Source organism: Sphingobacteriaceae bacterium (assembly GCA_016715905.1).
Taxonomy (GTDB): Bacteria; Bacteroidota; Bacteroidia; order B-17B0; family Aurantibacillaceae; genus Aurantibacillus.
Window position 1 is genome coordinate 342,017 of record JADJXI010000020.1, and the last position, 15,203, is coordinate 357,219.

Below are 15,203 nucleotides of genomic sequence, written 5' to 3' on the forward strand. Positions count from 1 at the left end.
GGCACTAATTTTGTAATTTATGGGGGTGAAGAGTTGGATTCATATTTTTTTATTGATTGGTATTCGCTTAAACGCGCAACTTGCTTTTAATGCATCTCATCTTAAACTGGGAGAAATTAAAGAGGCTTTTGAAATCAGTGGTGACTTAATTTTAAAAAACACAGCCGATAAAAAAATTTATTTATTAAGAGCTGATGCGGATAATGGAGTGAAAATATTGGCTTCAAAAAAAACTATATTGCCCGGCGACACCTGTTTGCTGATTATCTCTTTTATTCCAGAGCATGAAGGTAAATTCAATAAAAAAATAAAACTAATCAGTAGTGATAAGGCAACTCCTAATATATTAGAAATGAGTGGGGATTTGAAAAGTAAATTAAAAAACAATCAACAGGCCTGTTATTATTTTGGGAGCAAAAGAAAAAATAAAACTGAAACGAAAGAAATTTTTATTGCCTCGCGTGACACATTTCAAGTACGAGATAACAGCAATCGTATTCCGGATTATGCCGGCACATTTACAGTAAATGGCAAAAGTATAAAAGAAGATTCTAAAATTTCAAATCATGAAAAAATAGTTCCTGTGGAAAATGAAATGGAATTATCAGGTATACTTTATAAACCTAATAATATTGTTTTTTTGGTGGATGTAAGTAGTTCAATGAAAGATTCTTTAAAACTGCCTTTGATGAAAGAGGCTTTGTATGTTTTGATAAAAGCACTTAGAGATGTGGACAAGATAACATTTATAACCTATGCTGATTCTGTTCATGTGTTGGCTGAATCGATTCCGGGTTCGGCAAAAACGGTATTGAATACTTATGTTAATGGATTAAACGGTCATGGATATACGAAAGGAAGAAAAGCAATTTTTAAAGCACGAGAGGTTGCCGAGAAACATTTTATAACAGAAGGGAATAATCAAATATTTTTAGCTACAGATGGTATGTTTTATTTTTACGATAAGGATAAACTAGATTGGAAAAACAGGAATGCAAATAAAAAAATTGTACTAACAACTGTTGCTTTTGGAAATGATAAAAGTGCTTTAAAAAATTTAAAAGAAATAGCACAGGCCAGTGAAGGTTCATATATCAAAATAAAGGGACGTAAAAATGAAGAAGAACTTTTAGAGGAAGTTAAATTAAGAAGCAAACGTTAAAATTCGTAAAATCCGGTAAGGAATATAATATGACCTCGTCTGAAATAGTATGAATAGAATAATTTTAATAATCGGAATGACTTCTTTGACTATGTTAGCGAGTTGTCAAAATGTTGAATCAAAAAAAAGTGAAATAAATAATCCCAAAAAAGTTATGGATACAAGTTATCAAAAAACCGACGAAGAGTGGAAAAAAATTCTGACTCCGGAACAATATCAAATACTAAGAAAGAAAGGCACAGAAAGGCCTCATTCCAGCGCACTAAATGATTTATTTGAAGAAGGCACTTATGTTTGCGCAGGATGCGGTACTGAGCTATTTACTAGCACTCAAAAGTTTGACGGACATTGTGGCTGGCCTAGCTTTGATGGCGAAATAGGAGGAGGGGATAGGGTTAAAAAAATCCGCGATCTGTCGCATGGCATGGTGCGTACAGAAATTGTTTGTGCTAAATGCGGCGGACATTTAGGACATATTTTTGATGATGGACCAACACAAAGCGGGCTTCGGTATTGTGTAAATGGAGTTAGTATTGGATTTAAAAAGAAAGAAAAATAAGTTATAAAAAAACCGACAAAAAATTGTCGGTTTTTTTGTGAATGAATTAATCCAGAATTAATAGTTTTTTATGGAGTTGAACCCCTTTCAGAAAATAAATACCGGGTTTTAAATTATGTATTTCAAAACTATACTGATTAATTGAATTGAGGTTTATTATTGTAATTGTTTTTCCTGTTACATCAACCAGTGTTAACTTTTCTTCTTTCAATCCTTGAACAGTTACTTGTCCGGATGAAGGATTAGGATAAACATAAAATGAGCCGGTTAATTTATTTTCCTGAATGCCGTTTATTGTACACCAGGTTATTCCGCCTCCAACAAAGCCACTATTGTAATCGATGTATGGTGCTGAACCGGGAGGAGTTTGATCACAAAATTTATAAGTACCAATCATTCGGCCACTATTCGATGAAGAATCAGCTACCGTAAATGTTCCGGTATTACTTCCTTTAATGGTATCTGTATTATAAAAACTATCTAATATAATAACGTTTCCATTATTCGTAAAAGAAGCCGTGTTTCCCGGTACGTAATTATGAAAGTTCTTGGTAAGTCGAATTAATGAACCCGGATTATTATTGAATTTGATTTTATTCCATAAACTGTAAGTTAAAACAATAGAATCATTATTGAGATATAGGCCATCATTCGTAAATGCATAACCTCCATGATAATTGTTATTGGTTAGAGTTGAATTATTGATTGAAAGAGAAACGGTAATTCTACCATTATTAATGGTTGGAGCAACAAATGCAATTCTATTTCCATTAATTGTTCCGCTTGGAGTATTGGTAAAATTTCCGGCCACATACATACTGTCCATATAAATAGATCCGTTATTAATCATCGCCACAGAATTAGAGCTTGCGGTTAATGAAAAAGAACCCGAATTGGATCCGGTGCCGGAAGCTAAATTAAAAAATCGAAAGTTAGCCGTTCCATTATTATAAAAATATCCGCCATTAATTAGGATATCCCGTGCAGCATCTTGTATTAAAGATCCGCTGTTATTAATAGAAATGCCCCCGGTATTAAAAAGCATGCTGGTATTTAATGTTACACTATGATTAATGGTTACCGATGCGCCGTCAACAGGCACACAGGTGCAATTCCAAGTGGCGGGATTTGTCCAATTGCCATTTGAAACCGAACTTACCACTTGCGAGTTAGCATATTGCCGTGTGATAATAAAAATTAAAAGAAGGTAAATTTTTTTCATATGTTTTTTAATGGATAAATGTATGGAATTATTATCCGTCAATAACACCTCAAATTTTATTTACAACGATTTAAAACCTGTTTTTAATCATAAAAAAAGTCCGATAGTAGCTATCGGACTTTTAAATAATTAAGAAAAATTATTCTTTGATTAATTTCAACAAGGTACTTTCTCCGTCTTTCACTTTCAAGTTTAAGAAATAAACGCCATTAGCAACTTCGCTGATGCCGATTGAATAATTTGGATTTGACAAGTTGAAGATATGTGAAGTGGTCTTAATTAATTTTCCACCTGCATCAATCACTTCTATAAATATTTCCGAATCAAGTGTGCTAGGATAAGATACAATTACATTTTCGCTTGCCGGATTCGGATATACTGCAAAGTACATTTCTCCATTTGAATTCTTTAAAATACCTGTACATGGTGTTACCACAATTGCAATAATTTGTGTGTTATTACAATTATTTCCATCGGTACCATAAACGGTATAGGTTTGATTAGCGGAAGGAGAGTAAGTTTGCGATGGGCCATTTAAATTACCGGGTTGCCAAGTGTATGAAGTAGCACCTACCGCACTTAAGTTTAGTGTGTTTCCAAGACAAACTAGCGTTCCACTACTATTGATGGTGATATTAGGTAACTGATTCACTGTAATTGTTGCATTTGAAACTGAATTGCAGTTTCCATTATATCCCGTAACATTATAAACAGTTGTTGTAGTTGGAGAAACCGCTATGCTTGCATTGTTTGATCCGGTATTCCATGAATAAGTTACAGCTCCACTTGCATTTAATGTAGTAGTGGCACCTACACAAATTACGGCACCATTTACTGTTACAGTTGGCGTTTGAGTTACATTAACAGTTGCTGTTTTTACATTGGTACATCCTCCTGTTAAACCGGTAACCGTATAAACAGAGGTAACTGAAGGAGACACGCTAATGGATGGGTTGCTTGAACCCGTATTCCATAAGTATGAAGCAGCTCCACTTGCTGAAATAACTACTGAATTACCGGAACAAACAGATTGTGTGTTATTTGCAATTACGACAGTAGGACTTGTAGTTACATTTACAGTAACGGTTTGCACATTGTTACAATTACCATTAGATCCGGTAACCGTATAAACTGTTGTCGAGCCCGGAGAAACGGATGTTGTGTTTGTTAACGCACCATTACTCCAAGAGTAAGTAGAAGCACCGCTAGCTGTTAGTACTGTTGAGGCACCACTGCAAATATTGGCATTGGAAGCTGTAACCGTAGGATTATTATTTACCGTAACAGTTGAAATATAAACTCCTGTGCATCCTCCTCCGCTACTACCCGTAACTGTGTAAGTGCTGGTTAAACCGGGTGAAACGGAAGTTGTAGAAGTTAATGATCCTGTACTCCAGGTATAGGAAATTGCACCGCTGGCACTGAGCACCGCTGAATTTCCATTACAAATACTCGGACTGTTTGCACTAATGGTTAATGAACCACCACCAACTGTTATGGTGGCATTAGCAGAGCCGTTACATCCGTTCACTCCGCCAACAACATTATAAATTGTTGATGCGGTTGGAGTAACTGAAATAGATTGAGAATTGATACCGTTGCTCCAACTATAGGTCATTGCGCCGGATGCATTTAAAATTGCGCTGCTGCCGTTACAAATGGTTTGAGAAGGATTGCTTATTAAAACATTTGGCATAGCAGTTACTGAAACTACCTGAGAAGCTGTAGTGCCCGGGCCATAAATGTTGCTGGTAAACAAGGAAACAGTATATGTTCCGGGATTTGCGAATGTTATTATAGGATTAGCAACGGTTGAGCTTGATATACTAACGCCTCCCATTGGGGCAACACTCCAACTCCATACTGTAGGTGCATTTGCAGAAAAATCATTAAATGGTTTTGGAACGCCTGTACATAATGAACCTGTATAAGATAATGCGGTAACCGGTGCGGCAGCTGCAATTACATCCACTTTCCAGGTACCTCTTCCATAAGTAGAAGCAATTAATTTACCGGGATCTGCAGGAGAAATTTCTAGATCTGATACTGGAATATTAGGCAAGTTATATTGGTAAGGAACCCAATTTGCTAAACCATTATCGATATAATATACTCCAATATCCATTCCAATGTAAATTCTGTCATTGCTTCCTAATTGAAATACACCACATGTTGCAGGAATGTTTGGTAAATTTCCGGTGATGTTAGTCCAACTGGTTCCTCCATTCGTTGTTTTAAGTACTTTATTTGCTGCAGAGTATCCGCTAAGCATTACCCAAGCTATATTTGGATTGGTTGGATGAACCACAACAAAGTCAGGTGCAGCACTTCCAATTGGTGCCCCATTGGTTACGTTGGTCCAGTTTGTACCCCCATTTGTGGTTTTAATAATCGCGTTACTTTTTAAAACATAAATTACCTGATTGTTAGAAGGTGCAATTGCAAACTCTCTAATTGATCCGGTAACTGGCATAGTTCCGTTTTGCGTCCAGCTTCCGGCCAGATTATTGGAAACAAACATTTCTTGTCTTCCTGCATGTAATCTGGTGTTGTTGGTAGGATCCTGTTTCCAAATGGTTACCCAAGGTGCGGCACCGGTCATTCCGGTTGTGCATGTACTCCAAGGTCCTCCGCCAATTGATCTTCTAAATGCTCCGTTATAATATTCGGCAAATTTATTGGCGTTAGTAGTTCTGTCAATAAAACAATCCATACCATCACCACCTAATTGAGCACTGTATGTTGTTCCGGTCCAAATACTGGTTCCATTATCTTGATGACCTGTAATCCAGAAGTTAGCTGTTTGCGAAGAAGTTCCTAGTTTATAAATCTGAGATAAATTCATTTGACCGGATACCTCTAGCCAACTGCCACCGTTTCTTCTGTAAACAGTTCCGTCGTTAGCGTTGTATAAATTACCTACAATATCATATTCTAAATCGTGATGATCAGCATGTGTAAATGGAGCTCCAGATCCGGTCCAGTGTCCATAAAGTGACCAACCACCGGTTGCACCACCTGTTGTACTGCGCCAAACATTTACACCGCCGGTAACAATTTCATTGGAGTTTGTTGGTGAAGCGGCTATACATAAGTCATACCATCCTTGTCCTCCGGTATCTCCACCTGTATTAGACCATCCTAAAAGATTTGGTGAATTTGACATTTGTGTGAAAGTAACTCCACCATCCACAGATCTGTATAACCCTTGGAAACCGTTATTAGAACTTAAAGAAGCCAATACATAAACCACTTGTGGATTTGCCGGTGTAACGGCAATAGCCATTCTGCTTATTCCTGTAGTTGGAATTCCATTTGTTATTTGCGTAAAACTTGCGCCTCCATTGGTAGAGCGTCTAAAACTGGTTCCGGCTGAATAAACAATATTTGGATTACCGGGTTGAAATTCTAAATCATAACAGTTATTTCCATCTGCAGTTGCCCAAGCACCTGCTCCTCCATTGGTATTTCTTCTTATGCCTCCGTTGGTTGCTGCAATAACAACAGAAGGCGTGTTTGGATTTACAATAATTCTTCTGATTCTTGCTCCGGCGCTAAATGTATAAGTTAATCCGGTAGGCGTAAATGTTACACCCGCATCAAATGATTTATAAACACCAATACTCGGATTATCACCTGCATCTCCATCACCGGTTGCCAGATAAATTATATTGGTATTTGAAGGGTCAACAGCAGCATCACTGCATCCGGTATTCGGCATATTATCAGTTGTAGTTACCCAGGTTGTGCCGGCATTATATGATCTCCAGAATCCTCCAGCCGGCGCGCAAGCGTAAACAATATTCGTATTGGTAGGATGCGCAACAAAGCCATTGATTCTACCTGATTTTAAAAACTGACCATTACCTGTTCCGGCAATTGGACCCATTGGACCCACCGGCGACCAAGTTGCTGCTGCAACAATATTATTTCCACCAATTTGTCCGTATTTTCCACCGCCATTATTTCCTTGCTGTGCATTATAATTATCTAACCAAGCCTGGTAATTGGGAGCTGTTTGTGCTAATAAAGATAAATCTCCGGTAGGGTAAACTCTTTGCTCAACAAAACTTTCCCATCTTTTAAAAATTTTATATCCCTTTCCTTTTTCATTGATATCTTTTCCTGCATAATAGTCCTCAAATTTTTGCTGGGCATTATAAAAATTTCCGTTTGGGTCTTGCATAATTTCCCAATACTCCTGTGCATTTCCCGATATTGATAATGATAAGATTCCAATTGAAAGTAAAAATTTTTTCATATTTGTTTTTTTAACTACACCGAATTTAGTTCAAAAAACACATATTGTCAATATAGACTTCTTTAAAATTGAAAAGAATTTGCAATAATCGACAAAGGCTAAAAATAACCGCATGAAAGGTTTAAAACCTATTTGAATGATCGGTCTAAATTTTTAGAAATTTTAATAAAGGGCTTGAATCGGTTTGTTTTGAAGAATAAGCTCTATTTTTTCCAAAATTTCCGGACTTAATAATGCTACTTTATCAAGTGCCCCTAAATTTTCTTTTAATTGCTGAGGTTTACTTGCACCTAATATGGCTGTGCTCACATTTGGATTTTTTATGCACCAGGCAATGGCCATTTGCGTTAAAGATAAGCCGCATTCTTCTGCTAATTTACCTAATGCAATTGTTTTTTTAATTTTGGATTGATCACCTAAAGTTCTTTCCTTCAACCAATCCATGCCTTCAATATGTAATCTATTATCGGTTGGAATTCCGTTATTATATTTCCCGGTTAATAAACCACTGCATAACGGGCTCCAGATGGTAGTACCCAATCCAAAATCTCTGAAAAGTAATAAATAATCTTTCTCCATTTTGGTTCTTTCAAACATATTATATTGGGGCTGCTCCATGGTAGGACCAATCAGATGATTTTTTTCGGCAAAAACAAAAGCCTGCATAATTTCATCGTTACTCCACTCACTGGTTCCCCAATAAAATATTTTTCCTTGACGGATTAAATCGTTCATAGTCCAAACGGTTTCTTCAATAGGCGAATTTTTATCGGGTCGGTGACAAAAAAACAAATCAATATATTCAACCTGCAAACGCTTTAAAGCGGCATGACAACCCTCTATTATATGCTTTCTGGAAAGACCTGTTTGGTTAGGTTTAGATTCCTCATACCCGAAAAACACTTTACTACTTACAGTATATGAACTTCTGGCCCAGTTTTTTTTCTTTAAAATTTCGCCCATTACCTGTTCTGATTTTCCGCGGGCATAGATTTCGGCATTATCAAAAAAATTAACTCCGTTTTCGTAAGCTATACTTAAAAGTTCATCGGCAACGCTAGTATCTATTTGCTTTCCAAAAGTTACCCAACTTCCAAATGAAAGTACACTTACCTGTAAACCTGATTTTCCTAATCTCCTGTATTCCATAATTATTATTTTACTAAAATTTTTGTTTCCAACATATCCATCATCGCATATTTCACGCCTTCTCTGCCCAACCCGCTTTCTTTTATCCCACCATAAGGCATGTGATCGAAGCGCAAGGTAGGAACATCGTTGTGAATTACACCACCAACTAGCGCATTTTTAAAAACTTTCTCCAATTCTTCTATCGAATCTGTGAAAATTCCGCACTGTAATCCGAATTTTGTATCATTTAATTGACGGATGGCTTCATCAATTTCACCCGAATACTTTTCAATACAAATCACAGGCCCAAAAATCTCTTCAGCATTCACTTTCATTTTTATAGTCGTATTCGTGAGAATTGTTGGTTCATAAAATGTATTTGTTCTTTTTCCTCCGTAAATCAATGTTGCGCCTTGTTTTATACTTTCATTCACCCATAATTCAACACGTTTTGCTTGGGTTTCATCAATCATCGGACCTAAGTCTGTTTCGGAGTTCAAAGGGTCGCCGGTTTTTAAATTCATTGCCGCTTTTTTCATTTCCAATATAAAGGCATCATAATTTGATTCATGAACTATAAATCGTTGCGCATGAATGCAAATTTGCCCGCTATATGCAAAAGCACCATTAATACATTTATTTATTATTGCATCAACATCTACTTTTTGACTAATAATTACGCCTGCATTTCCACCCAATTCTAAAACCACTTTTTTCTTTCCGCATTTTGATTTTAAGTCCCAACCTACTTCAGGTGAACCAGTGAAACTCAACAAATTTATTCGTTCGTCATCCACCAATAAACTACCGGTTATTCTGTTCATAGGTATGATTGATACAGCACCCTTAGGCAATTCGGTTTCATTAATAAGTTTAGCTAAAAAAAGTGTTGAAAGCGGGGTGTTGCTTGCGGGTTTTAAAATTATAGGACAGCCTGCAGCTATGGCCGGGGCAATTTTGTGCACCGCTAAGTTTAACGGAAAATTGAAAGGAGAAATTCCGGCAACAATACCTATCGGAAAATGTTTAACAATACCTGTTTTATTTTTCCCATTCTCAGTCCAATCTAAATCCAGCAATTCATGGGGTATTCTCTTACACTCTTCCGAAGCAATTTTAAAAGTTTGAATGGAACGTTTCACTTCAGCGGTAGCCAAACGAATTGGTTTACCACTTTCCATGCAAAGTAATTCTGAAATTACATTAATATTATTTTCTAATTTTTGCGTAATGCTTAATAATATTTTTTCTTTCTGAAAAGACGATAAATGAAAACAAGCTGCTTTAACCAATACGGCTGAATTAATGGCCTTGTTTAAAATGTTGGTATCGGCAAGGTAGGTTTGGGCAATAACTTCACCCGTATATTTGTTGGTAACCGGCAGGGTATCAGAACTGCTGATAAATTCTCCTCCACAATAAATTTTATATTCGTTCATCTGCGCACTAAATTATTAAATTTGTTTTACTTTAGGAATTGTGGAAAAGTTGGAATTTAATATTCAGTTTGAACAAGTACTCGGATTTATCAATCAAACGTCCAAGTCGGTTTTTTTAACCGGAAAAGCCGGAACGGGTAAAACAACGCTCTTAAAATATATTAAGAGTAACACTTACAAAAACATGGCTATTGTGGCACCAACAGGTGTTGCGGCTATTAATGCAGGGGGCAGCACTATTCATTCCTTTTTTCAATTTCCGTTTACACCTTTTATTCCACAGTTTAATGATGATGGAACCTATAAAAAAAATGTTACTTCTGTATTCACACAAAAATACACCAAACAACGATTATCTATTTTCAGAAATTTAGATGTATTGGTTATTGACGAGGTGAGTATGGTAAGAGCAGATATGATGGATCAGATCGACGCCTGTTTAAAGTTTACAAGAAAAAAGTGGGATTTGCCGTTTGGCGGAGTGCAAGTACTATTAATAGGTGATATGTTTCAGTTAGCTCCTGTTATTAATTCGGAAGAGCAAAATATTTTAAAAAGCGTTTATAAAGGATTTTATTTTTTCAATAGTTTAATCATACAAAAAGAACCGCCTGTTTACATAGAGCTGGAAAAGATATTTCGTCAAAAAGAATCCAATTTTATCGAATTACTAAATAAAGTAAGAAACAATCGTTTAGGTTTAAAAGATTTAGGAGAGTTGAATGAGAAGTATAAAAAGGAAATAAGTGATGAAGAAAGATTAACATATATCACCTTAACCACGCATAATAAGAAAGCGGAAGAAATTAATTCGAATTCTATGTCGAAAATTAAAGAAAAGGAGTTTTCGTATAAGGCCAAGGTGGAAGGTATTTTTCAGGAAAAGAGTTATCCGGCCGACGAAATCTTAAAATTAAAAAAAGGGGCAAGAGTCATGTTTTTGAAAAATAATTCGGAAAAAAATTTTTATAACGGCAAAACCGGAATAGTTACTTTTTTAGGAGAAGATGAAATTAAAGTTAAATGTGATGAAGATAAATATGAAATTGAAGTGCCGGTAGAAACATGGAACAATGTTTCCTATCAGGTAAACAATCAAACAACACAAATCGAAGAAAATGTATTGGGAACATTTAAACAATTTCCATTAAGGCAAGCCTGGGCTATTACCATTCATAAATCGCAAGGATTAACTTTTGATCATTTAATTATTGATGCTGAAGAGGCTTTTAGCAGTGGTCAGGTTTATGTGGCGCTCAGTAGATGCAGAAGTTTAAATGGTTTAATACTAAGTTCTAAATTAAATATTTCTTCAATCATAAACGACAGTAAAATTCTTGAATTTGCTGACACCAAGCATAGTCACAAACAAGTGAATGATGAATTTAACCAAGCGCGGAGAAAATTCACGGTAAAAGCTTTGTTTGATGTGTTTTCCATGGAAGAAATGTACCGTGAAAAAAGTGAATTAAGCGGATCATTCATTCTTCATAAATCAAAACTCAATAAGGAGGGAGTAGATTGGTTGAGTAAAAATTTAGCAAAAATTGATGAATTATATGAAGTGAGTGTGAAGTTCCAAGTTCAACTTGAAAAAATGTTGGTAGTAATTACAGATGTAGAACAGGATGTTGATTTGAAGGAGAGAATAGTTAAAGCCGCAGAATATTTTAATGTTCAATTGAATGCTTTAAAAAATAATTGGAAAGATATTCCGGTACGAACACAAAGTAAAGAGGCAGCAGATGATTTAAATCCTTTTTTAAACACCATGCTAGAGATGATGCATGTAAAATGCATGAAGATACAGGCTTGTAGCAAAGGCTTTAACCTATCGGATTTAATTAGCGCGAAATTAAAAATGAAAATTCCCGAAATTCAAGTCAATATTTACAGTAGTGCCCGAAATACAAAAATTGGTGCTGATGTAAAACATCCGGAGTTATATCGGGAATTATTGTTTTTGCGAGACGAAATTTGCAATGATGAACAACTGCCAATTTACATGGTTTTGAAAAATGAAAGTTTAAAACAAATGGCCGAATTTTTACCGGTGAACCAAACCGAACTTTTAGAAATTTCAGGTTTTGGAAATGCCAAAGTTGAATCATTTGGTGATCGGTTTTTGAAACGCATTAATTCGTATTTAAAGAAAAATAATCTTTCGGGAAATATGAATAATATGATTTCAACGAAAAAGAAAGGCAAAAGCAAAAAAACAAAAGCAGGAACAGAAGAAGAATTAACCGGCGTAAAAGTAGACACAAAAAAAATCAGCTTTGACTATTTTAAAGAATTGGGAAGTGTAAGTGAAGTAGCAAAAAAAAGGGGAATGGCTACAAGTACAATAGAAACGCATTTATTAAAATATGTGATAGAAGGAGAAATTAATATCAACGACTTGGTTTCAAAAAAAATTCAAGATAAAATAACTAAAAAATTACCTTATTTTAATAAAACTTTAGGTTTGAAGTCTATAAAAGAACAGTTACCAGAAAGTGTAACCTATTCAGAAATAAAGTTTGTTTTGGCGCACAATAAGGTATTGGATTAATGAATTAAGGTAATTTATTTTTTAATATTTCCCATAAAACAATCCCCACACTTACAGCAATATTAAGCGAATGTTTGGTGCCGGCCTGAGGTATTTCAATTACCCCATCACACGCATTGATGACTTCTTGTTCAACACCATAAACTTCATTGCCAAAAACAACTGCAATATTATTTTCAGATGCTTTGTGATTTTTTAAATTAATACTGTTTTTAGCTTGTTCTACTGCAAATACACTATAATTGCTCGCTTTCAGTTGCTCTATAGCTTCCTGAGTTGTTTTAAAATATTGCCACTCCATACTTTCAGTTGCGCCCAAAGCTGTTTTTTCAATTTCTTTATTCGGCGGAGTGCCGGTTATTCCGCAAAGTATTATTTTTTCAATTAAAAAAGCATCACAAGTTCTGAATGCTGAGCCTACATTATTTAAACTGCGGACATTATCCAAAACAACAATAAGTTTGTTTTTATCTGTTTTTTTGAATTCATTTAAATCAATCCTGTTTAACTCTTCATTCTTTAATTTTTCGTTCATTCTTGTTCCATTTGAATCAATAAAAATACTTATATTTATCCTTTAAATTGTTCCATATTTTGTGAAAATAAGTAAAGAGTTTAAGATAGGTATCGTTGTGGTGTGCGCCCTTGTTGCATTTATTTGGGGCGTGAATTTTTTGAAAGGATCTAATATTTTTTCTAAAAAGAATTACCTGTATGCACTTTATCCAAAAATTGACGGATTGATTGAAGCAAGTCCCATTTTAATCAATGGATTTAAAGTTGGACAAGTAAGTGAAATTTCACTTTTAAGAATAAATGATACCAATAAAGTGTTGGTTAAATTTTTAATTACTTCCGATGTGCAAATTCCTGTAAAATCTACAGCCCGTTCAGTTAGCGCCGATTTATTAGGTTCAAAGGCGGTTGAAATAGTTTTTAGCTCGGAGAAGGGATATGTAAAGTCAGGTGATACATTATTCGCAGCTTTAGAACCCGGATTCAAGCAAGAGTTGGATAAACGTATTGCGCCTATTCAGGCAAAAGCCGAAAGTTTAATTGGGGCCATGGATAGTGTAATTAATGTAGTAAGCTCCATTCTAAATGCAAAAACTCGTGATAATCTCGATAAGTCAATTGAAGGTGTGCGCAAAGCCATTTTATCTTTAGAACAAACAGCTTATAAGTTGGATGATTTGATTGGTACCGAAAAAGCAAAAATTTCATCGATTTTAACTAATTTAAATGGTGTTGCTGCTGATTTGAATAAAAGCGGGGATAAAATTAAAAACATCATTTCCAATTTAAATAATGTGAGTGATAGTTTAGCCAAAGCGCAATTGAAATCTGCAATTGACGAGGCGGATAAGTCCTTGAAACAATTAAATATTATGATTACCAAAATCAATCAAGGGGAAGGAACCATTGGTAAATTAGCCAAAAATGATACATTGTACTATAACTTAAATAAATCTACTGTTGATCTGGATAAATTATTAAAAGATCTTCGAGTAAACCCTGAACGTTATATTCACTTCTCTGTTTTCGGTAGAAAGGAAAAACGAAAAGATAAACCAAAAGATTAAAAGTATTTATGATCGCAGTACTCTTGTTTATTATTCTCTTTTTAGGCGGCTTTATTTTATTCGGCCTTAACATGCGAAAAATCAGGAGAAATGTGATGTTGGGTAGATCGTATAAAGTGGATGGCCCTGCCGGAGAGCGATTAAAAACAATGATTTTAGTTGCATTTGGGCAACAAAAAATGTTTAGCCGACCAATCCCGGCTATTCTGCATTTATTTTTATACGTAGCTTTTGTTATTACCCAAATCGAATTAATTGAAATTATTGTTGATGGGGTGAGTGGCTCTCATCGTTTTTTCAGTTCTTCATTAGGAGGATTTTACACATTTGTGATCAGTTTTATTGAGATTTTGTCTGTTTTGGCTTTTATCGGAACCATTGCTTTTCTTTTTCGCAGAAATATTGTTAAGCTTGCGCGTTTTCAAAGTCCGGAAATGAAAGGCTGGCCTTTTAAGGATGCCAATTTTATTTTGTTTGGAGAAATTACTTTGATTTGCTTTATTTTTATGATGAATGGAGCAGATTCTGTAAAATCAGATACGGGATTTATAATAAGCTCAAATATTGGTCCTGCATTATTTGGCGGCATGTCTGATTCTGCATTGCATAGCATAGAAAGGATTGGATGGTGGGGACATCTTGTTATGGTTTTGGCCTTTTTGAATTATCTGCCTTTTTCAAAACATCTGCATATATTATTAGGTTTTCCGAATACGTATTATTCTAATTTAAATAAGAAAGGAAAATTCACAACGTTGGAAAGTGTAACCGATGTGGTGGCCCCTAATTTTGATCCATCTTATGTCCCTAAAACAGATCCAAATAATCCAATCCGTTTTGGAGCGAAAGATGTGCAGGATTTAACTTGGAAAAACTTATTAGATGCCTATACTTGCACGGAATGCGGTAGGTGTACAAGTGCTTGTCCGCAAAATCAAACGGGTAAGAAATTATCTCCACGAAAGATCATGATGGATACGAGAGACAGGGTGGAAGAGGTTGGAAAAAATATAGATAAAAATAAAGGCGTTTTTGTGGATGACGGAAAATCACTATTAGATTTAATTAGCAAGGAAGAAATTTGGGCCTGTAATACCTGCAACGCTTGTGTACAAGAGTGTCCGGTGAATATCGATCCGTTAGCTATAATCATTGAATTGAGAAGGTATTTAGTGATGGAAGAGAGTCAAAGCCCGAATGAATTAAACACTATGTTTTCGAATGTGGAAAATAACGGAGCTCCTTGGCAATTTGCACAATCGGATAGAGCAAACTGGATAAATGAAAATTAA

The 15,203-nt window shown here is 35.3% G+C and carries 10 protein-coding genes; 5 read left to right on the forward strand and 5 right to left on the reverse strand.

The window, feature by feature from the left end:
* The first annotated feature begins 25 nt into the window (after positions 1-25).
* Positions 26-1,162 carry a VWA domain-containing protein gene (locus IPM51_16885; protein ID MBK9285974.1) on the forward strand — a complete coding sequence of 379 codons (1,137 nt, stop codon included), beginning with the start codon at positions 26-28 and terminating at the stop codon, positions 1,160-1,162.
* A gap of 49 nt (positions 1,163-1,211) precedes the next feature.
* The gene (gene msrB, locus IPM51_16890; GenBank protein ID MBK9285975.1) at positions 1,212-1,721 is read left to right on the forward strand and encodes a peptide-methionine (R)-S-oxide reductase MsrB; all 510 of its coding nucleotides are present in this window, start codon (positions 1,212-1,214) and stop codon (positions 1,719-1,721) included.
* A gap of 46 nt (positions 1,722-1,767) precedes the next feature.
* Here msrB and IPM51_16895 read toward each other — a convergent pair whose 3' ends face one another.
* The 4 genes from IPM51_16895 to IPM51_16910 all read right to left on the reverse strand — a co-directional run bounded on the left by IPM51_16895 (position 1,768) and on the right by IPM51_16910 (position 9,774).
* Positions 1,768-2,943, reverse strand: a complete 1,176-nt coding sequence (locus IPM51_16895) for a T9SS type A sorting domain-containing protein (GenBank protein ID MBK9285976.1) — start codon at positions 2,941-2,943, stop codon at positions 1,768-1,770.
* 139 nt (positions 2,944-3,082) lie between these two features.
* Positions 3,083-7,204, reverse strand: a complete 4,122-nt coding sequence (locus IPM51_16900) for a T9SS type A sorting domain-containing protein (GenBank protein ID MBK9285977.1) — start codon at positions 7,202-7,204, stop codon at positions 3,083-3,085.
* A gap of 162 nt (positions 7,205-7,366) precedes the next feature.
* A complete protein-coding gene (locus tag IPM51_16905; protein MBK9285978.1) occupies positions 7,367-8,353 on the reverse strand; it encodes an aldo/keto reductase in 987 nt (328 codons plus the stop codon).
* Between the two features lie 5 nt (positions 8,354-8,358).
* Complete coding sequence (locus tag IPM51_16910; protein MBK9285979.1) at positions 8,359-9,774, reverse strand: aldehyde dehydrogenase family protein; 1,416 nt, start codon at positions 9,772-9,774, stop codon at positions 8,359-8,361.
* 40 nt (positions 9,775-9,814) lie between these two features.
* Between IPM51_16910 and IPM51_16915 the strand changes: the two genes are divergently transcribed.
* Positions 9,815-12,328: a helix-turn-helix domain-containing protein gene (locus tag IPM51_16915; protein ID MBK9285980.1), complete on the forward strand. Its 2,514-nt coding sequence runs from the start codon at positions 9,815-9,817 to the stop codon at positions 12,326-12,328.
* A 4-nt stretch (positions 12,329-12,332) separates the two neighbouring features.
* On the opposite strand, the gene IPM51_16920 is transcribed toward IPM51_16915, so the two are convergent.
* Positions 12,333-12,863, reverse strand: a complete 531-nt coding sequence (locus IPM51_16920) for an RNA methyltransferase (GenBank protein MBK9285981.1) — start codon at positions 12,861-12,863, stop codon at positions 12,333-12,335.
* 61 nt (positions 12,864-12,924) lie between these two features.
* Here IPM51_16920 and IPM51_16925 point away from each other — a divergent pair, with 61 nt between their 5' ends.
* Together IPM51_16925 and IPM51_16930 are read left to right on the forward strand one after the other, a co-directional pair.
* The gene (locus IPM51_16925; protein ID MBK9285982.1) at positions 12,925-13,911 is read left to right on the forward strand and encodes an MCE family protein; all 987 of its coding nucleotides are present in this window, start codon (positions 12,925-12,927) and stop codon (positions 13,909-13,911) included.
* Positions 13,912-13,919: 8 nt separating this feature from the next.
* Positions 13,920-15,203, forward strand: coding sequence for a (Fe-S)-binding protein (locus tag IPM51_16930; protein MBK9285983.1), 1,284 nt, complete (start codon positions 13,920-13,922; stop codon positions 15,201-15,203).

Bases quoted from the DNA above. Each gene is read 5' to 3' on its own strand.
- msrB (MBK9285975.1), top strand. From the start codon at position 1,212: ATGAATAGAATAATTTTAATAATCGGAATGACTTCTTTGACTATGTTA.
- IPM51_16895 (MBK9285976.1), bottom strand. From the start codon at position 2,943: ATGAAAAAAATTTACCTTCTTTTAATTTTTATTATCACACGGCAATAT.
- IPM51_16900 (MBK9285977.1), bottom strand. From the start codon at position 7,204: ATGAAAAAATTTTTACTTTCAATTGGAATCTTATCATTATCAATATCG.
- IPM51_16905 (MBK9285978.1), bottom strand. From the start codon at position 8,353: ATGGAATACAGGAGATTAGGAAAATCAGGTTTACAGGTAAGTGTACTT.
- IPM51_16910 (MBK9285979.1), bottom strand. From the start codon at position 9,774: ATGAACGAATATAAAATTTATTGTGGAGGAGAATTTATCAGCAGTTCT.
- IPM51_16920 (MBK9285981.1), bottom strand. From the start codon at position 12,863: ATGAACGAAAAATTAAAGAATGAAGAGTTAAACAGGATTGATTTAAAT.
- IPM51_16930 (MBK9285983.1), top strand. From the start codon at position 13,920: ATGATCGCAGTACTCTTGTTTATTATTCTCTTTTTAGGCGGCTTTATT.